Below are 17,895 nucleotides of genomic sequence, written 5' to 3' on the forward strand. Positions count from 1 at the left end.
GCTAAGAAGACGAGGTCGCTTTTCAATTTCCCGCGGCGATATGGTATGTTGAGAAAAGACCAGTCTTGAAGGAGGAACGATTGTCATGAAAAAACTCGCTGTGTTTTGTGGCTCAAAAGATGGAGCATCACCGCTTTTCAAGGAAGCCGCCGCGACGCTCGGCACGGTGCTTGCGAAACAGGATTACGGACTCGTATATGGTGGTTCGCGTGTCGGAACAATGGGTGCCGTCGCAGATGCCATTTTATCCGCGAACGGACAAGCCATCGGTGTGTTACCACACTTTTTACAGGAAAAAGAAATCGCTCATCCGAACCTGACAGAACTCCACCTCGTCGACTCGATGCATGACCGAAAAGCAAAGATGGCGGAACTTGCGGACGGGTTTATCATCTTACCAGGCGGTCCCGGAACGATGGAAGAATTTTTCGAAGTCTTCACGTGGGCTCAGCTCGGTCTCCATGAAAAACCGTGCGGCATCTTGAACATCGACGGGTACTACGATCCCCTCATCGCCTTGTTCAAGCAGATGGAAACCCAAGGATTCATCATCCCCGAGCATGCAGCGATGCTGCTCGTCGAGTCGACACCTGAAGCGTTACTCGAGCGTTTTCGTCAATACGAAGCCCCTCACGTCAAGTCCTACTTGAATACGGATCAAACGTAAACAATCTTAATCACTGTTTAAAAGAGGGGGTTCCCCCTCTTTTTTTAAGTTTCCCACTCCGCGACATACTTCTTCAGTAATGCTTTGACATCCTCTTGAATCTCTTCGTCCTTCAGCGCGAAGGCAAGCGTCGTCTCGACGTACCCCATCTTCTCGCCGACATCAAACCGTTCTCCTTTGATGTCATACGCATAGACGTCCTCGATTCCATTCAAGCGTTCAATCGCATCTGTCAATTGAATCTCGCCCCCTGAACCCGCCTGTTGCGTCTCCAAGTACGTAAAGATCGCCGGTGTCAAAATGTATCGCCCGATGATTGCCATGTTCGACGGCGCTGTACCTTGCGGCGGTTTTTCGACGAATTGCCGGACGTGGTACCGATTCCCGATTTGTTCAATCGGATCAATGATCCCGTAGCGATGTGTATGCTCCGGCGCGACTTGTTGAACGCCGATGACGGAAGACGCTGTCGTCTCATACTGATCCATCAACTGTTTGAGACCGGGACGTTCTGCGACGATCAAATCATCACCAAGTAAGACGGCGAATGGTTCATTCCCAATGAAATGACGGGCACTCCAAATCGCATGTCCAAGACCTTTAGGTTCCTTTTGCCGGATATAATGGATTTCTGCCATCGTCGTCGAGGCGTCGACTTCTTTCAATAGCTCGAGCTTCCCTTTTTGCCGTAATATGTTTTCGAGTTCCGGTGCATGATCGAAGTGGTCTTCGATTGCCCGTTTATTTCGTCCCGAGACGATGATGATTTGTTCGATTCCTGAAGCAACGGCCTCCTCGACGATGTACTGAATCGTCGGCTTCGTCAAAATCGGAAGCATTTCTTTTGGCATCGCTTTCGTCGCCGGCAGGAAACGTGTTCCGAGTCCCGCTGCCGGAATGATGGCTTTTCGAATCTTCTGCATCCCTCGCCCTCCCTTATGCTGAATCGTCTAACGCTGTACTGTCCGTTGTACTACTTCTTTTTTTGATTCGCGTTTCCCTGTTTGCTCGACAAAAAAGACCAGTGACACAAAACGTATCACTGGTCGTCGGTGTTTAAAATAGGTTGGCGATTGCGTCAGTCAGTGATGCAAATGATGGCGTTTCATCGATGACCATCACACTGCCGGCTGCGAGTACGAGCAGCCCGAGTCCGGACAAGATCCAGCCTGGATGTTTGACCGTATCTTCAGCATCGACGTTCTGCTTACGCGGTGTCGCGTTTTCTGCCTGTTCCTTTAAGCGATCTTTGCGGTACTGGTGTTGCTCGTCTTTCGACAGTTTCTTGTATGACGTCAAAAACTGCTTATACTGCGGCACGACTTCTTTCGTCGTCCCGTCGAGTTTGACTTGACCGTACTCGAGCCAGATGACGCGTTCACAGAAGTTGCGAATCTGTGACAATGAGTGGCTGACGAAGATGATCGTCTTGCCTTCGTCCTTGAATTCATTCATCTTATCGATACACCGGTTATAGAACGTTTGGTCCCCGACCGATAATGCTTCATCGACGATCAAGATATCGGCATCGACGTTGACGGCAATCGCGAAGCCGAGACGCGACTTCATCCCGCTCGAATATTTTTTAATCGGTTGGTCGATGAAGTCCCCGATGTCCGCAAAATCGATGATGCCGGGCATCCGGCGGTCGATTTCCGCGTCGTCCATCCCGAGCATCAAACATTTGAGCCGGATGTTCTCGCGCCCCGTCAAGACACTCTTCAGTCCTTGCGAGACGGCGATGATCGCGACTTCACCATTGATTTCGACGTCGCCTTCGTTCGCATAGATGATACCGGAGATCAAGTTCGATAGCGTCGACTTACCGGAACCATTGATGCCGACGAGACCGACGACTTCTCCTGATCCGATGTCGAGCGTGACGTCACGGAGTGCCGTGAACGTCTTCACGCTCTTGCTTTTACTTTTGAATAACAACTTAAATTTTTCTTTCGTCGTCGTAACCATGTCAAACCGTTTCGTGACATGTTCGAGTTTTATCATAGACATAGCGATTTCCTTCCCTTAAACAAGCTCGGTGAATGATTTACGGAACTTAATGTGTAAGTAAGTTCCGGCTGTGAACAATAGAAGCGTCACGCTCCAGAAGTAAAGTCCCGTCGGCCATTCCTGCCAGACCCAGGCACCGCCCAGTAAACTCGACCGGTAGCCTTCGACTAGGTAGAAGACCGGGTTGAGACGAAGCAGACCATGTAAGACGTCCGGGAATCGTTCAATGTTCCACAGAATCGGTGTTAAATAAAAGAGCATCCGCATCATCGATTGTAAAAAGAGTTGAATGTCTTTGACGAGCGTAATCAATGTCGAGAAACAAAGTGAGAACGCGTAGACGAAGATGTACGTCGCCGCCATGTAGTACGGCAACTGGAGCAGCTTCCACGTCATCGGGATTCCGTTAAGCAAGATGACGACGAAGACGATCAATAACATCGCGAAATGCTGGTACATCCGCGACAAGATGACATATGACGGAATCGCACTCATCGGGAAACGCATCTTCGTCACCATCGCGAGCCGGTTGTTGATCGAGTTCGAACCCCTGAGTAACGCGTCATTGATGAAGAACCAGACGACGATCCCGCAAAGAAGCCAGACAATGAACGGCGTGTCGCCATCCACGTTCTTGTTGCCTTTCAGACCGACACCAAACACGAACCAGTAAATAAAGATTTGTAATCCGGGATTGAGCAGCTCCCACAACAGACCGAGCCGTTGCTCCGCATGCGCCGATTTGATTTCGTACCGTGCCAGACGCCGAATCAGTGGAAAATTCTCCACTTGTTCGCGGATGATGTTTTTCATTTCTTTCAACATAAGTTAAGTTCCTTCCGATCCGTAGAGGTACATGTATTTTAGTTCAGTTACTTCCAGTCAAAAATGACGGATTCGATTCGCGATCGTTTCAAACGAATGCGATCCGTTAGCAGTGCCTCTCGCCTGCCCGATTCGATTATTCCCCCCCTCTGCTTGAACAAATCTTTCATATTAAAAGTCGTCGATAACGACCATACACTTAGTCAATTCTAGCCATGGTTAAAAATCGTGTCAATGTATTGAGGAAACCGACACTAAACTGTAGCTTTCTAAACGACAAAAAAACTGCCCTCATCGATGTCCTAGGACACGTCACGGAGACAGCTCAAAATCAATTACATGCATACTACCAATCGTCGTCGGAGGTGAAGATAATCCCCATCCGAGTAAGGCAATCATCAAACAGAGGATCAAAACGACTAAACTTCCTCGAATCGCTTCATTCATTTTCAGTTGATCATCCTTTCACACGTTAGTCCATTACTTTATATGATACAAGAGAGAGGCACTAAAAACTACAAGCAAATTATCAAAAAATGGGAATGACACATAAACTTCTCGCAGTTTTTTATTCCCTTTTGAATCAATCCGACATATAATGAAAGCGTTATCATTTGTTTTTCAGTCACTTTTTCAGCGTCTGCAGTCTAACAAGTAAACCTCTCCAACGGGTTGTCCCGTCGTCCGACCTAAGAATTTACGTTTTTTACAAAACATTATCCGCACAGTGCTTTCTAAAACACTTATAGTAGAAGAAGAGGTCAACGATCGCATTTTGACCTTGCATTCATATACCCACTTTGAAGGAGGATTTTTACGTATGTACAAATCAAAACCGCTTTACGCGGCAGCTGTCGCTGTCGCCTTGACGACATCGGCAATCGTGCCGGTTGCGCAAACTACTGTCTCTGCTGCAACCCATGTCAAAGTCAAAACGGTCAAACTCAAGTCACTCGTCTTCAAGAAAGGTGCCTCGGTCAAATTACCCGCTACATACAAGGGCGAAAAAATCACGTGGAAGAAGTATGACCGTCACATCTTTAACCGTTTCCAAACGGTAAAAGGGACATACGGGAAGAAGAAATCACCAATCGAAGTGAAGATTTATATCCAAAACTATGCCGTCAAGTTCGTCGAGAGCGTGAAAGAACAGACGATCTACGTCGGTGAAAAACCGGTCTTACCGAAAACACTGGCTGTTCTTTATGCAACAGGCCGTGTCTATGACAAACCGGTCCATTGGACAAAAGTCGATACAGATGAAGCAGGCGTCAAATATGCGGTCGCAAAATACACACGTCTCGGTAAAACAATCACACTCAAAGCAAAAATCAATGTCCTCGACGTCAACAAGGATGATTTCTCCATCGGTTTACTCCACACGAATGACACACACGCGAACCTCGACAAAGCAGCGAAACGTGCAACTGTCATCAAGGAGCTCCGTGCGAGCTACAAAGCAGCCGGCAAACCGTCACTCTTACTTGACGCAGGAGATGTCTTCTCAGGCTCACTCTACTTCAATAAATTCCGTGGTCAAGCTGACCTCGAGTTGATGAACTACATGAAATACGATTTGATGACGTTCGGTAACCATGAGTTCGATCTCGGGGACCAGGACAACCATCAAGCCCTTCAGGATTTCGTTACGAACGCGAAGTTCCCGTTCATCTCAGCGAACGTCGATTTCAGCAAAAACGAACTGCTTGCGGGTCTCCAATCGAAAACAATCACAGCCGGTCCTGACAAAGGACGGATTTACCAAGGTGTGATTAAAGAATACAAAGGACAAAAAATCGGCTTCTTCGGGTTAACGACAGAAGAGACTGCGGAAATTTCAAGTCCGGGTACGGTCGCTTTCGCGAACTACATCGAGAGCGCAAAAACAGCCGTCAAAAAACTTGAAGACCGTGGCGTCAATAAAATCGTCGCGTTGACACACATCGGTTTCGATGACAATGCTGCAGTCGACAATGATCAACTGCTCGCACGTAACGTTGACGGCATCGACGTCATCGTCGGAGGACACTCGCACTCAAAACTTGAAGCGCCAGTCGTCGTCGACGAAAAAGACGTTCCAGGTAAAACAGAACCGACAATCATCGCGCAAGCGTATCAATACGGTGATTTCCTCGGAAATCTCGATTTGACGTTCGACTACAAAGGGAAATTAACAGAGTACAACGGTTCGCTGATCGACGTCTCAAAAGCAGCAGAAGACGCGAAAGCTGCTGAGATCCTCAAACCATATGCGGATCAAATCGCTGAACTTAAAAATGAAGAAGTCGGGGCGAACATCGTCAATGAACTCACAAACCCGCGTGGCGAAGTCAGTGTGCGTAACAGCGAGACGGCACTCGGTAACTTGATCACAGACGGCATGCTCAAAAAAGCTAAAGAATACAACAAAGATGCTGTCATCGCGATGCAAAACGGCGGCGGTATCCGGGCAGCAATCAATGCCGGACCACTCACAGTCGGTGAAGTCTTAACGACACTCCCGTTCGGTAACACACTCGCGACTGCGAAAATGACAGGTGCAGAAATCAAGGACCTCCTTGAAATCAGCATCGGTGTCGCTCCAGTCGAAAACGGTGGGTTCCTCCATGTATCTGGTATGAAATTCGAATATAACAGCAAAAATGTTAAGGGCGAACGTGTCACGAAGATGGAAGTCGACAACAACGGGACACTTGAAGCAATCGATCCTGCGAAGACGTACGTCATCGCGACGAACGCTTTCACTGCGAAGGGCGGCGACGGTCTCACACCATTCGCAACTGCTTATGCAGATGGACGCGTCACGGATCTCGGTCTCTCGGACTGGGAGAACCTCCGCGACTTCACAGCATCACTTAAAGAAGTCGATTACAAAATTGAAGGACGCATCGTCGATACAGCAACGATGCTCAAATAAGAGACAAGACACAACGAAAAGACGCTTTCCCTTTACCGGGAGAGCGTCTTTTTTCATAACGTTTGCGGTACATTTTGTTTCAGTAAAAGAATGATGTCGTCGAGTTCATATTCTTCCGCAAGCATTAACGGTGTATAGCCTTCCTCGTTCTTAATCGTCAGGTCTGCCCCTTTCTCAAGCAACAGCTTTACGGTCTGCTTGCCTTCACCTTCAACGGCATGGTGGAGCGGCGTATAGCCGTCCTCATCTTGCTGATCAATTTTCTCACCTTGTTTCAAGTACAAGGCGACGAGTTCCTGATTGTTACTGTAGACGGCCGTGATAAACGGTCGCTCCCCGAAGTCGTTAATCGCATCGACGTCGCTGCCGGCTTTAATCAAAGCGTCAAACACACCTTCAAGCCCCTTACTCGACTTTCGGTATCCGAGGTAATGCAGGGCCGTATCACCGTCAGCATCGACGGCCTGCATATCACTCGTCGGTAACAGCTGTTCGATTTCCTCGAGCGTCCCCTTTTGAATCGCCGCCATCAGTTCCGTTTCACCTAAGTCCTGCTCGATTCCGGCTTCTTGTTCGACGAATGTCGTCAAGTCAGCAAACAGTTGCGGGACTTGTCGACCGACGACAGCAAGCCCGAAGAGCGCGACCAGCGTTCCGCTCATGACGAGCCCTCGGACGATCCAACGCATCGTCTGCCGATGTGCAGCATCGATTCCGGTCGCTTGTAGACGCCGTAAGACGTCCGGTTGCTTCCGAAACAGTTGTGCGATTTCTGTCGCGAGTGATGCCCTTGCTTGTTTTTCTGTTATGTAGACGTTCATATCAAGATTTTCCACTATCGTCCGACCGACCGTCGAACTGATGATGCCACGTACGGCAACGTCACGCGGGACCCGTCGAAGCGCCATCCGGTCGACCGTTTCCTCACAGGCACGTACATAGGCCGCGCGTAAAAAGGGCACCCAGCTTCCAAGCAGGAGGACAAGACGTTTTTCATGATGATTCCGTTTGACGTGCGCGAGTTCTCGGATGATCAAAAATTCACCGGTATCGTCAAGCGACTGGTACGACGCCGGAAGCAACAGCGTATACTTTTGCAAAAAATAGACGATTCGTGGTGTCGTCAGCTGTGGATGGTCGATCAAATAGGTCTCCGGCATCCGCCAAAGTCCGAGTTCTTTCGCCTGATGCGCGACTCGGGATTGAAGATCGTAAAACAAGACGTCACTCACACGAACTTGTTCACTCCGTAACGCCGTCAGCTGGATCCACTTTCTCATCACAACCAGTCCGAGTACTACAACCACTCCACTTACTATCATCAGTCCAACCATCGGAAATTCGATGACGAGAACGAGTATGCCGCATGCCGTCACGATTGACGTCAGGAGCAACAACCAAAAATACACATGCTCGCGTCTTACAACCGGTTCCTTTTGACGGATTGATTGATTCGTTTCATTGATGTCGTGCATGGTCAGTCTTCGACCCCTTTCTTCACGAATGGCCTCTTCACCACTCTTCCCTATCATACCGATAATCCCAAACGGATTCCAAGTTAATTATTGTTAATTCTCAAAAAAACTATCTAAATATATCTTCCACTTAGATTACGAGACTTTCTGAATGGGTCAAATGATTCATGATTTCATTTCAAAAAATATTCAAAAAATAATAATTTTCAGAACAATCCCGCATTTAACAACACTTTTTATCGTCATTCTAATCGAAAAAATTAATAAACCATTCGACCCATATACTATTTATTATAGGGTGAGACGAAAGTCTCTCTTTTAGATTGCCATTCATTTGTAAATACCATATAATAACTACTAGAATGAAGAATATGGGAGTGGATATCATGGGATTACTGAATCTGTTCAACAAAGAATATACCATCCAATACCATGTCATCGAACGCGAAGAAATCATTGAAACCGATCGCCTGATCATCCGTGCGAGTGATCACACGACTGCCCGCAAAAAAGCAGACAACATGCTTCGAAAAGAGTACGGTCGGACACAATACAAAATCGAGTGGGTCCAACGCTTTTAACTGAATCAAAACATCCCCCGTCTTCTCAACTGTTGTTGAGGGAACGGGGGATGTTTTGGTTAGCTCGTTCGTTGATAGTCCATTTTGACGATCCGGTCCGCCTTCAGGAAAAGCCGGAGTCCCGTGTAAAGCAGGATCCCGACGAACGCCCCGCTCCCGTCAATCAAGACGTCACCGACAAGCGGCGTCCGTCCACCGGTCAAGAGTTGATGGAACTCATCGAGCACGCCGACGGTCATTGCTGTCGTAAAAGCAAAAAAGGCAGCAGGGACCGGGCGATAACGTCGCATCCGCAACAAGTGGACCAGACTGATACCGAAGACGAAAAACAGACCCGCGTGCATGCCTTTACGGATGAAGAACTCGACGAATGCGGCCGGTCCGAGTGCTGCGACACTGATCGGGACTTCATAATGAAACGAGACGAACGAAAACGCATCGACCCAGCCGAGCGGGACATGGTTCGTCAAAAATGGAATCAAGGATTGTTGTTCATACGTCATCGAGCTAAAACCAAACAATGCTAACAGGATGGCACCTCCTGTGACATAGGCAATCGGTATCCGACGCATGTAGCATCCCTCCTTCTACTATCGGAATAGCTTACCATGAAAAACGACTTGGAACCTACGCCTAAAGACGGAGACAAAAAAGCGCTCACCCGTTTAACAGGTGAGCACTTTGCTTAGGATATAGATGTTTTCGGTTCACGCAACAGATGTTTGACTTCGCGAAACGTCACGAACGTTTTATTTTTAGCATCATATAGTTTATAACGAAGCGACTTGAGACTCGAGAATAAGCCGATCGTCGTTGCTTTTTGAAGGGGTGGTGTCGCCGTATGGGCTTTTTCTAGATGATAGTTCGGGACACGCGGACTTAAGTGATGGACGTGGTGGAAGCCGATATTTCCTGTCACCCACTGTAAAACTTTCGGCAACTCGTAGTACGAGCTTCCTTCGATCGCGGCTTTGACGTAGTCCCATTCGCTTTCATCCTCGAAATACGAGTCTTCAAACGTATGCTGAACGTAGAATAACCAGATCCCGAGCACGCCCGCTGTGAACATCGTTGTTCCTTGGATGATCAAGAAGGCCTGCCAACCGACGACATAAATCATGACGGCATACAAGACGACGAGTGACGCATTGATGACGTGTGTGTTGATGCGTTCTTTTTTCCGTGCGTCCTTGCGATTGAAGCGGCTGACGACGAGAATCAACAACAATGGTCCGAGACCGAACATGACGAGCGGGTTCCGGTAGAGACGATACTTCAACCGTGTCCATTTCGATGCTTCGACATACTCTTCGATCGTCATGACCCAAATGTCACCGACGCCACGTTTATCGAGGTTACCACTCGACGCATGGTGGATTGAATGCTCGCGTTTCCATTTTTCGTATGGGAATAACGTCAAGATTCCTGTGATTGTCCCGACGATCGCATTTGCTTTCTTGTTTTTGAAGAATGACCCGTGCGTACAGTCATGGAAGATAATGAATGTTCGGACGACGAACCCGGCTGCGACGATCGCAAGCGGAACCGCAAGCCATACTGAGATTTTGAGTGCTTGGTAGGCGAGAAACCAAGCGACGAGAAACGGTAGGATCGTGTTGATCATCTGCCTGACACTCGCTTTTATGTCTGCCTTTTCAAACGGCGAGACATGTTTACGAAGCTGGGCGATTTTTTCTTTACTCATGTGTTGCTTCCTCCTCGAATTCAGTTACAGCGTTCACGACGCTAATGAGATGATGTGCTTGAATGAAACCAGGAAACGGCGTTCGTGACGGTGAATTCGTAACATCCACATGATACTCGACCCGACCGATATAGTTATACGCTTAAATATTTTTTATACCAGGTAATTATAGCACATGTTATAAAAAATAAAGCAGGAATTCTCAAATTGATGAAGATACAAGCAAAAAGCCCACGACGCATCGTGAGCCTTTTGGCTGTCGTTACATTCTTTTCAGCGGCTTAACGGCTGGCCCTTCGAGCACATTTCCTTCGTAATCGAACCGGGAGCCATGACACGGACAATCCCATGACCGTTCGCCGTCGTTCCATTTGACGTCGCAACCGAGATGCGTACAGGTCGTCTTGACGAGATGCAGTTCACCCGTCTCGTCCCGGTATCCGCCGACCGTCTTCCCGTCATGGCGGACAAGTCCACCTTCGTCGCGTGCTAACGCCTCCGCCTCTTTCTCGCCACGTGCGACTTTCCCTTTGACGAGTTCGAGCGCGACATCGGCATTGTTTTTGACGAACTGTTTCGCATCCTGCTTGCTCAACTTCGACCGGTTCGGATCGAACAAGGACAGGTAGCGGTTTGATTTCCCGGTCAATAGATCGGCTAAGAGACGACCTGCCGCGATCCCGTTCGTCATTCCCCACTTGGCGAATCCTGTCGCGACGAACAGGTTCGAGTCGTCACTCGTCATTTGACCGACATACGGGACTTTATCGAGCGAAATCAAATCTTGCGCCGACCAAAACTGTTCGATTGCTTCGACCCCGAACTCGGCTTCCGCGAACTGCGCCAACGTTTGATAATTGGCTTTCGTATGTGTCTCGTGTCCCGACAAATGGTTTTCCCCACCGAAGAAACCGAGTGTTCGTCCATCTGCCGTCTTTGCATGCCGGAGTGAGCGACTCGGTTGATCGGCACTCATGAACATACCGTCCGGAAACGTTGCATCGACGAAGCCGGAGACGATATACGATCGGTGGACTTCGAGTTTTGAAAAATAGAGCCCTTTTAAATCATTGAACGGGAAATGCGAGGCGACGATGATCTTTTTCGCTTCGATTTTACGTCCGTTCTCAACGACGACGGTCGGCGTCCGTTTTGTCTCGACCGATACGGCCCGTGTCTGTTCGTATAACTTACCGCCATTCGCTGTGAAGTACCGGGCGAGTCCTTGTAAGTACTTGACTGGATGGAACTGGGCTTGATTACGTAAGACGACTGCTTTTTCAACCGGATAGGGCAACTTCGCTTGCACTTCCGCCGTCGCCTCTCCCCCGTCCATTCCGAGTCGGGCATAGGCTTCGATTTCTTTTTCGAGTTGACTGGCCTTTTCTTTTGAGGACGCGACGTACAGGTACGCATCCTGCGTCTCAAGCTCGCAGTCGATGCCGAGTCGTTCGACCTGCTCACGTAAAAACTCAATCGCCTCTTCATTCGCCTGAAAATAGAGGCGCGCTTTCTCTTGGCCGATTGTCTGAATCAATTGATCATAAATCAAACCGTGTTGCGATGAGACTTTTGCCGTCGTATACCCGGTCGTCCCGCTCGCGACTTGATCCGCTTCAAGCAGCGTCACGGCATATCCGGAATCAATCAACTGGACCGCTGCGACGAGTCCTGCAATGCCGGCACCGATGATGACGATGTCCGTCGTACTGTCTGTTTCTAATTTCGGATAAATCGTATGTTCAATCGAAGTGCGCCAGTATGATGTTGGAAATCCGTCAAGTCGCTTCATTTTTTCCGCCTCCGTAAATGTTGGTTTCTTTTCATACAACTAACATTTACTTTTACCCTCTCTCTCACAAAAACATTCACAATCTGTATTTTCCAAAGAAAACGAGCGATCTAGAACATGGCTATTTTCTTTCGCGTTATATACGATTATTTATTTTTACTCGCCGATTTCATATTATATCTTCTTGATAAATAATCATTTCCAAAAACAAAATTTGTAATCTATTTTTAATTTTTGGTTAATGGAGAATATTTATATGACGAATTGTAATATTAAGTACAACACCTAGAAAAAAACACAAAAAGTGTACGACCTCATGTAGAACTAATCAAACACTTGTCTGAATCGGTAGAAGACCAAGTAAATGTCTTAACTCGAAATCTGTATACGAGATCTTAATTAAGAAATGTTGTACTTGATTTGACAAACTATATTTAAAAATAAAAAGGAAAGAGAGAGACAAAAAAAGATGGGAAACCACATTCAAGTGACTTTCCATCTTTTTTATCTAAAATCTGTGACTTCGATGAAATAGAAGTCATTGTCTTCAAGAACTCAATTTTTCTTTTGTTTGTTTTTCGAGCTTCCCAAGCCGACGAATCTTTTTCTCCTCGACGACAGCGACGATTGCAAGGGCAATCAAACCGAACAGTAACGCAGCATTGAAGATGACGAACGTATCGCTCCAGCCGTGTAATGTAACTGAACCGATCGTTAAACCATTCGTTTCTGGGTCAGCGATTTTTGCTAAACCGACTTTCGCGATTGAATCACCAAACAAGTAGCCGAACGTTCCGACCATTCCGTTCGTGACCGTTGTCGCTTGCTTCGGTGCGAAGCTGATGACCGAGACACCGATCAAGAGCTGTGGTCCGTAGATGAGGGCACCGAGTGCGAACAATGAAGTGTAAATCATGACTTCACTCGTACCGTAACGATAACCAAGGACTGCGACTGCCGTCAGCATGAGACAGATCGCTGCGACGAGCGCTCGGCGTCCTTTGAGTAAATCGGACACATACCCCCAAATCATACTGCCGCATAACGCACCGATTTCAAAGAAGAAGATCGTATTGACGGCACTCTCCGTACTGAAGTGCAAGTGTTCCGTAACATAGAGCGGTGCCCAGTTATCGATCCCGATCCGGACAATATAGACGAAGACGTTCGCGATACAGAGCGTCCAAATCCACGGATTCGAGATGACATACGTCTTGAAGACTTGCCACTTCGTCATGCTTTCTGCAGCAATGTTCTCCGGTTCGATCGGTTCCTCGAAAATTTCCTCACTCCTGTTCCACCCGAGTTCCTCCGGATCATCCTTCCCGATGAACAGACCGACGATCCCGATGACGAGAGCAATCGCAGCAGGGAAGATGAACATCCCGACGACACTTCCGTTAAAGAAGACGTTTGCTCCCCAAAGCGCAAGACCACCGGCAATCGCACCACCGATGTTGTGTGAGACGTTCCAAAAACCAAGGTAACGTCCACGTTTTTCAAACGGTGTCCAGCGGGCAATCGTCGAGTAGGATGACGGTCCTCCGACCGATTGGAAGAATCCACTCATCCCCCACAATACCATCAGGAGACCGACAGGACTTCCTCCGGCACTCATCAACATCCCCATGGCTGTCACGATTAAAGAAGACAAAATCAATAAGAATGAGATGACGCGTTTCGTGTTTTTACCGTCTACGAAGTACCCGAGCAACGTCTTCCCAATCCCGTATGTAATCGAGAAAGCGAAGCCGATATATCCGAGTTCAGTTGTCGTGAAACCGAGTTCTTCTTTTAGAAGCGGTTGTGCGGCTTTAAAGTTATTTCGAATTAGGTACATCGCCATATATGAAAAGAAAACGACTAAAAATGCTTTTAAAAATTGCTGCAACCATTGTTTCCGTTGTACTTCAATCGGTATGCCGGCATTCGGCAATTTTTTGATGCTGAAGAATCCCATCTTCCATTTCCCCTATCATGAATCAGAGTCTTCGCATCATTTGTCCTGGAGCTGATTGAATCGACGGAGATAGTCCCGGTAATCGGCGACGATATCCTGTCCGATGTTTTGCTGGATCGGTTGTGTCTTCGCGATCGCATAGGTCGGTGTACCGAACGATACTTTCCGTAGGATTGCCTGACCGTCAGAAGAAAGCACAAAACGCATGAAGGCATTCGCCTGCTTCTGTTGCGTCCGTCCCTTTAACTTCGAGATCGCGTTGATCGAATACGTATCAAGCGGGATGCTCTTGACCGGATAATACTTTTCACGTAGTGATTGTTGATCCCCGATGAAATTGACCCCAAGCACGGCTTCCCCACTTGCTACATACGAAGTCGGCGCAAAACCATTCGTCGTAAATAGACGTGTTCGCTCGATCAATTGGCGTAAGATATCTTCCGCTTTCGTTCCGTATCCGTCAAAGACAGCTTGCAGAATCGTCGCCCCCGTACCAGAATGATTCGGGTCCGGCAAGATTAATTCGTCCTGGTACTGTTTCGCCGTCAAGTCAGCGAGCGTCTTCGGATAAGGCGTTGCCCCAAATCGTTCATTCCAGACATCCGTGTTGATGACAATCGCGAGACGCTCGACTTCATAACCGATCCAGTAGCGATCCGGATCTTGCAGTTCCGCTTGATCCATATCACTCGGGAATGGTGTCGATAAACCACGTTGTTTAAGCGTCTGATGGGCATCCCATGTCCCACCGATGATGACGTCGGCTCGTGGATGGTCCGCTTCCTTCGTCACGCGTCGGACGAGTTCCTCCGTCGAGAGACGCACGAACTCATACGTACACCCCGATTGTTTACAATACGATGATAACAATGCGCGTCCGATATCCTCTTTCGCAGAAACGTACGCCGTCAAATGCGGAACTGTCTCCCGCGCGGCTGTCCCTTGCTTCGTCTGTTCATTGTTTCGGACAATCCAAATGCTCATAAGACAAATGATACTCAGCAAGAAGAGCATTCCTTTTTTCATCGTCCCGCCTCCTTCTCTGTCGGCAGGAGTTGTCTTCTCAAATAGAAGGTGTTCCCATTGTCATCATCCATGTACTGGACACTGAACAATGTCTCATATACGGTGATATTCATTAGGTTGGCACGCGTGTTCTGCTCACTCTTGAACCGCTGGAGCTTAAGAATGCGCGGCTGTCCCTGACTGGCATCAAGCGCCTGACCGACTTCTTCGTAGTCCGTCATCGGCTCTGCCTGCGTCAGACGACGTTTAACGTCTTCTCGCTCGCTTGCAGTCAAAGAACGAGATTTCCCTGCTTCATACCACGTTACGACTTCCGCCTCGGCGAACTGACGCGCGAGCTGTTCCGGTTCGTGATACGCGTTCAAGAACCGTGCTTTCAGTGTCGTCGTCTCAGTACTTGGACGTTTTGCGACACATCGCCCGTTTAGCGTCATGTTTTCTCCAAGCGAAAACGTCCACGTCGTGCCGTTTAAGAAACGAAGCGTTCCGTTGAACGTTTCCTTACCTGCCGGACACGTACCGTTTGTCACCGTCTTCATTTGCTTCAAAAGAGTCGTGATGCGCTGGACTTCCGTTCCGTCTTCTACCGTTTGCTCGCCCCATGACCGGTGACGTAACGTCAACTCGGTCGGGATCGAGTCATCGGAAGCATTCAGCCGTTTCGGTCCATCAAGGACATGTAAGCGTCCGAAGACCGTCTGCTGAAGCAAAAAAAGACCAAGGGCAAACAAGATGCCCATCAGGAAGAGATACGCGATGGTCGATGCTTTCATGATTCCTCTCCTTGCTTGATTCTTAGATTACCGGGCAATTGTTTCATAAATCCGGTCGAATTGTTTCGTAAATGTATCATTTGTAAGCGATTACATTACGTCTGGTTCGCTAAGCGGAATGTCAACATAACGCGTGTCCCACTCGTATCACTCTCAAGCGTGAAGTCGCCACCTTGTTCTTGCATCAAACGCCGGCAGAGCGGTAGACCGAGTCCATTTCCGTTCGCACTCGTCAGACTGTGCTGTTCTTCTTCCCATTCTGCAAGGACCACCGGATCAATACCGATTCCATCATCCGTCATGATAAGTTGCAACGTCGTATTCGTGGTAAGTACCGCAAACGTCACCGTCATCGCATCACTATATTTGACGGCATTCTCAAGTAAGTTCAACAAGACCTGTTTCGTCTGATCGGGTTGCCCGAGCACGTAAATAGACGGAACCTCTCGTTCAACTTGGATCCCTTGTCCATCGAGCCGCAGTTGCATGATGAATAAGGCGTCTATAAGCAAAGCATCGAGCGCGAACATCGTCGACGTCACCTGGCGTTCATTACGTTGCTGTTTTGCCTGCTCGAGATTATGTGAGACGAGTCGTAGCAATCGCTGACTTTCGACTTCGATATAGTGATAGCAATTCGCAGCTTCATCCGGCGGCAGCTTCGGAATCAACTCGACATAGCCCATGATCGCCGTCATCGGTGTTCGCAGTTCATGGGTGATGTGATCGATGAACGTCTGTTGGTCGCTTCTTTGTTGTTCGAGCTGTCCGATGTTATGTTGGATTGCGTCAGCAAGCGTCGAGAAGTCTGCCGCCAGTCGATTCAGTTCTTCATACGGATACGCGGGCAACGCATGCGCATAGTGCCCTTTCGTCAAGGCATGCGATACGCTCCGTAAATCGTCGATTGGTCCGATCAACGTCTTCGCCATCCGGCGCGCTGTCCAGACGGCAATCACGATCAAGATCAGAAATACACCGGCGAAGACATACGTGAATTGCCGGAGCAGTTCAGCTTCCGTCCGGAGATCGACGAGAAAACGGACCGATCCGATGACGTCCGTCTTGCCGTACAGTGGACTTGAGAAAAACAGCATCGGAACATCGGTCTCCTTGAGGAACAGATAACTCGATTTCCCTTTCAATGCTTGATCGATATCACTAGCGAGGAGCGGTAATTGATCACGCTCCGAATCGGCGAGCAGTTCCGCGTTTGGTCCGAACAGTTGAACGCGTGCATCGAACCGATCCGCTAGATACGAAGCAATCGGGACTGCCGTATCGGCGAGCGCGTCCGTCTCCTCGCTTGCGAGGTAATTCGTCGTATAGAGATCGGCTTCCCGACTCAGTTTTTGGACGGACTCGACGGCGTTCTCGTACAGGTTCGATTGAATGAAGGCGTAGAGAATCAAGAAGAGGACGAGTAGTGCCGGAACGAGAAGCAAGACGAAGTTTTCCGTAATGACCTGGCGTAGCTTCATGCGTCGATCCACTTGTAGCCGACGCCGTAAATCGTCTTGATCCGTTCGCCTTGCGTTCCGAGTTTCTTCCGCAAACGCTGGACCATGATATCGACAGCACGGGTCTGACCAGAGAAATCAAAACCCCAGACTTGTTCGAGCAGTTCATCACGCTCGAAGACACGTTTCGGATGCGTCAGGAAGAGCGCGAGCAACGCATACTCCCGGTATGTCAGTGGCAATGGTTGTCCGTCTAAACGAATGACCCGTTCTTCCGGATCAACGGACAGAAACGGATCCGTCACGATGGGTACAGGTGGTGCTAGAGATTTCGCGCGTTTCAACAGATTTTTCACACGTAAGACGAGCTCTGTTCCGTTGAACGGTTTTGTCATATAGTCATCTGCTCCGAGCTGCAGCCCGATGATTTTATCATTCATCTGATCACGCGCCGTCAGCATCAAGATCGGTAAGTCAGGCGTCGTCTTTCGAAGACGGGGAATCAAATCGAAGCCGGTCGTATCAGGAAGCATCAAATCGAGGACAATCAAATCAAATGTCTGCGTTGTCTGTAGGGCAAGCGCTGCTGCTCCATCAGCTGCCGACTCGACCGTTTGACCATCGAGCTCGAGTTGTAGTTTGACGAGATGCCGGATGCTCGCCTCATCATCGATGACAAGAATATGCATAGGGATTCCTTCTTT

16 protein-coding genes are annotated in these 17,895 nt (G+C 48.5%); 3 read left to right on the plus strand and 13 right to left on the minus strand.

Features of this window, described 5'->3' with window-relative positions; all coding sequences use genetic code 11:
* Nucleotides 1–85: 85 nt before the first annotated feature.
* Nucleotides 86–667 (plus strand): LOG family protein, encoded by a 582-nt coding sequence (locus KNP96_RS04305; protein WP_214768970.1) that lies wholly within the window; start codon nucleotides 86–88, stop codon nucleotides 665–667.
* Nucleotides 668–711: 44 nt separating this feature from the next.
* Here KNP96_RS04305 and galU read toward each other — a convergent pair whose 3' ends face one another.
* The 4 genes from galU to KNP96_RS16835 all read right to left on the minus strand — a co-directional run bounded on the left by galU (nucleotide 712) and on the right by KNP96_RS16835 (nucleotide 3,949).
* Nucleotides 712–1,590 carry a UTP--glucose-1-phosphate uridylyltransferase GalU gene (gene galU / locus KNP96_RS04310; RefSeq protein WP_159172349.1) on the minus strand — a complete coding sequence of 293 codons (879 nt, stop codon included), beginning with the start codon at nucleotides 1,588–1,590 and terminating at the stop codon, nucleotides 712–714.
* Between the two features lie 133 nt (nucleotides 1,591–1,723).
* Nucleotides 1,724–2,677 carry an ABC transporter ATP-binding protein gene (locus KNP96_RS04315; RefSeq protein ID WP_159172348.1) on the minus strand — a complete coding sequence of 318 codons (954 nt, stop codon included), beginning with the start codon at nucleotides 2,675–2,677 and terminating at the stop codon, nucleotides 1,724–1,726.
* A gap of 15 nt (nucleotides 2,678–2,692) precedes the next feature.
* The gene (locus tag KNP96_RS04320) at nucleotides 2,693–3,502 is read right to left on the minus strand and encodes an ABC transporter permease (RefSeq protein ID WP_088837901.1); all 810 of its coding nucleotides are present in this window, start codon (nucleotides 3,500–3,502) and stop codon (nucleotides 2,693–2,695) included.
* 312 nt (nucleotides 3,503–3,814) lie between these two features.
* Nucleotides 3,815–3,949, minus strand: coding sequence for a hypothetical protein (locus KNP96_RS16835; protein ID WP_255407413.1), 135 nt, complete (start codon nucleotides 3,947–3,949; stop codon nucleotides 3,815–3,817).
* Between the two features lie 373 nt (nucleotides 3,950–4,322).
* On the opposite strand from KNP96_RS16835, the gene KNP96_RS04325 reads away from it, so the two are divergent.
* Nucleotides 4,323–6,419: a 5'-nucleotidase C-terminal domain-containing protein gene (locus KNP96_RS04325; RefSeq protein WP_214768972.1), complete on the plus strand. Its 2,097-nt coding sequence runs from the start codon at nucleotides 4,323–4,325 to the stop codon at nucleotides 6,417–6,419.
* A 53-nt stretch (nucleotides 6,420–6,472) separates the two neighbouring features.
* Here the strand turns inward: KNP96_RS04325 and KNP96_RS04330 are convergent, their stop codons facing one another.
* The gene (locus tag KNP96_RS04330; protein WP_251132460.1) at nucleotides 6,473–7,894 is read right to left on the minus strand and encodes an ankyrin repeat domain-containing protein; all 1,422 of its coding nucleotides are present in this window, start codon (nucleotides 7,892–7,894) and stop codon (nucleotides 6,473–6,475) included.
* Nucleotides 7,895–8,280: 386 nt separating this feature from the next.
* On the opposite strand from KNP96_RS04330, the gene KNP96_RS04335 reads away from it, so the two are divergent.
* A complete protein-coding gene (locus KNP96_RS04335; protein ID WP_088837903.1) occupies nucleotides 8,281–8,475 on the plus strand; it encodes a hypothetical protein in 195 nt (64 codons plus the stop codon).
* 59 nt (nucleotides 8,476–8,534) lie between these two features.
* Here KNP96_RS04335 and KNP96_RS04340 read toward each other — a convergent pair whose 3' ends face one another.
* The 8 genes from KNP96_RS04340 to KNP96_RS04375 form a co-directional block, all read right to left on the minus strand.
* Nucleotides 8,535–9,047: a VanZ family protein gene (locus tag KNP96_RS04340; protein ID WP_088837904.1), complete on the minus strand. Its 513-nt coding sequence runs from the start codon at nucleotides 9,045–9,047 to the stop codon at nucleotides 8,535–8,537.
* 113 nt (nucleotides 9,048–9,160) lie between these two features.
* On the minus strand, nucleotides 9,161–10,180 hold the full coding sequence (gene desA, locus KNP96_RS04345) for a Delta(5) desaturase DesA (RefSeq protein ID WP_088837905.1): 1,020 nt from the start codon (nucleotides 10,178–10,180) through the stop codon (nucleotides 9,161–9,163).
* A gap of 262 nt (nucleotides 10,181–10,442) precedes the next feature.
* Entirely contained in the window at nucleotides 10,443–11,972 is a 1,530-nt protein-coding gene (locus KNP96_RS04350) for an FAD-dependent oxidoreductase (protein WP_088837906.1), read from the minus strand.
* Between the two features lie 547 nt (nucleotides 11,973–12,519).
* On the minus strand, nucleotides 12,520–13,932 hold the full coding sequence (uhpT, locus tag KNP96_RS04355; protein ID WP_159172939.1) for a hexose-6-phosphate:phosphate antiporter: 1,413 nt from the start codon (nucleotides 13,930–13,932) through the stop codon (nucleotides 12,520–12,522).
* A gap of 36 nt (nucleotides 13,933–13,968) precedes the next feature.
* On the minus strand, nucleotides 13,969–14,958 hold the full coding sequence (locus KNP96_RS04360) for an ABC transporter substrate-binding protein (protein ID WP_214767026.1): 990 nt from the start codon (nucleotides 14,956–14,958) through the stop codon (nucleotides 13,969–13,971).
* Nucleotides 14,955–15,731, minus strand: coding sequence for a DUF3919 family protein (locus KNP96_RS04365; protein WP_214768974.1), 777 nt, complete (start codon nucleotides 15,729–15,731; stop codon nucleotides 14,955–14,957). Before KNP96_RS04365 ends, KNP96_RS04360 begins: the two co-directional genes overlap by 4 nt.
* 95 nt (nucleotides 15,732–15,826) lie before the next feature.
* Entirely contained in the window at nucleotides 15,827–17,212 is a 1,386-nt protein-coding gene (locus KNP96_RS04370) for a sensor histidine kinase (protein WP_214768977.1), read from the minus strand.
* A complete protein-coding gene (locus KNP96_RS04375) occupies nucleotides 17,209–17,880 on the minus strand; it encodes a response regulator transcription factor (protein WP_214767020.1) in 672 nt (223 codons plus the stop codon). The genes KNP96_RS04370 and KNP96_RS04375 overlap by 4 nt, the downstream gene beginning before the upstream one ends.
* Nucleotides 17,881–17,895: the final 15 nt, after the last annotated feature.

It is taken from the genome of Exiguobacterium sp. s133, assembly GCF_018618595.1.
GTDB classification, from domain to species: Bacteria; Bacillota; Bacilli; order Exiguobacteriales; family Exiguobacteriaceae; genus Exiguobacterium_A; species Exiguobacterium_A oxidotolerans.

Bases quoted from the DNA above. Each gene is read 5' to 3' on its own strand.
- KNP96_RS04305 (WP_214768970.1), top strand. From the start codon at position 86: ATGAAAAAACTCGCTGTGTTTTGTGGCTCAAAAGATGGAGCATCACCG.
- galU (WP_159172349.1), bottom strand. From the start codon at position 1,590: ATGCAGAAGATTCGAAAAGCCATCATTCCGGCAGCGGGACTCGGAACA.
- KNP96_RS04315 (WP_159172348.1), bottom strand. From the start codon at position 2,677: ATGTCTATGATAAAACTCGAACATGTCACGAAACGGTTTGACATGGTT.
- KNP96_RS04320 (WP_088837901.1), bottom strand. From the start codon at position 3,502: ATGTTGAAAGAAATGAAAAACATCATCCGCGAACAAGTGGAGAATTTT.
- KNP96_RS16835 (WP_255407413.1), bottom strand. From the start codon at position 3,949: ATGAATGAAGCGATTCGAGGAAGTTTAGTCGTTTTGATCCTCTGTTTG.
- KNP96_RS04325 (WP_214768972.1), top strand. From the start codon at position 4,323: ATGTACAAATCAAAACCGCTTTACGCGGCAGCTGTCGCTGTCGCCTTG.
- KNP96_RS04330 (WP_251132460.1), bottom strand. From the start codon at position 7,894: ATGCACGACATCAATGAAACGAATCAATCAATCCGTCAAAAGGAACCG.
- KNP96_RS04335 (WP_088837903.1), top strand. From the start codon at position 8,281: ATGGGATTACTGAATCTGTTCAACAAAGAATATACCATCCAATACCAT.
- KNP96_RS04340 (WP_088837904.1), bottom strand. From the start codon at position 9,047: ATGCGTCGGATACCGATTGCCTATGTCACAGGAGGTGCCATCCTGTTA.
- desA (WP_088837905.1), bottom strand. From the start codon at position 10,180: ATGAGTAAAGAAAAAATCGCCCAGCTTCGTAAACATGTCTCGCCGTTT.
- KNP96_RS04350 (WP_088837906.1), bottom strand. From the start codon at position 11,972: ATGAAGCGACTTGACGGATTTCCAACATCATACTGGCGCACTTCGATT.
- uhpT (WP_159172939.1), bottom strand. From the start codon at position 13,932: ATGGGATTCTTCAGCATCAAAAAATTGCCGAATGCCGGCATACCGATT.
- KNP96_RS04360 (WP_214767026.1), bottom strand. From the start codon at position 14,958: ATGAAAAAAGGAATGCTCTTCTTGCTGAGTATCATTTGTCTTATGAGC.
- KNP96_RS04365 (WP_214768974.1), bottom strand. From the start codon at position 15,731: ATGAAAGCATCGACCATCGCGTATCTCTTCCTGATGGGCATCTTGTTT.
- KNP96_RS04370 (WP_214768977.1), bottom strand. From the start codon at position 17,212: ATGAAGCTACGCCAGGTCATTACGGAAAACTTCGTCTTGCTTCTCGTT.
- KNP96_RS04375 (WP_214767020.1), bottom strand. From the start codon at position 17,880: ATGCATATTCTTGTCATCGATGATGAGGCGAGCATCCGGCATCTCGTC.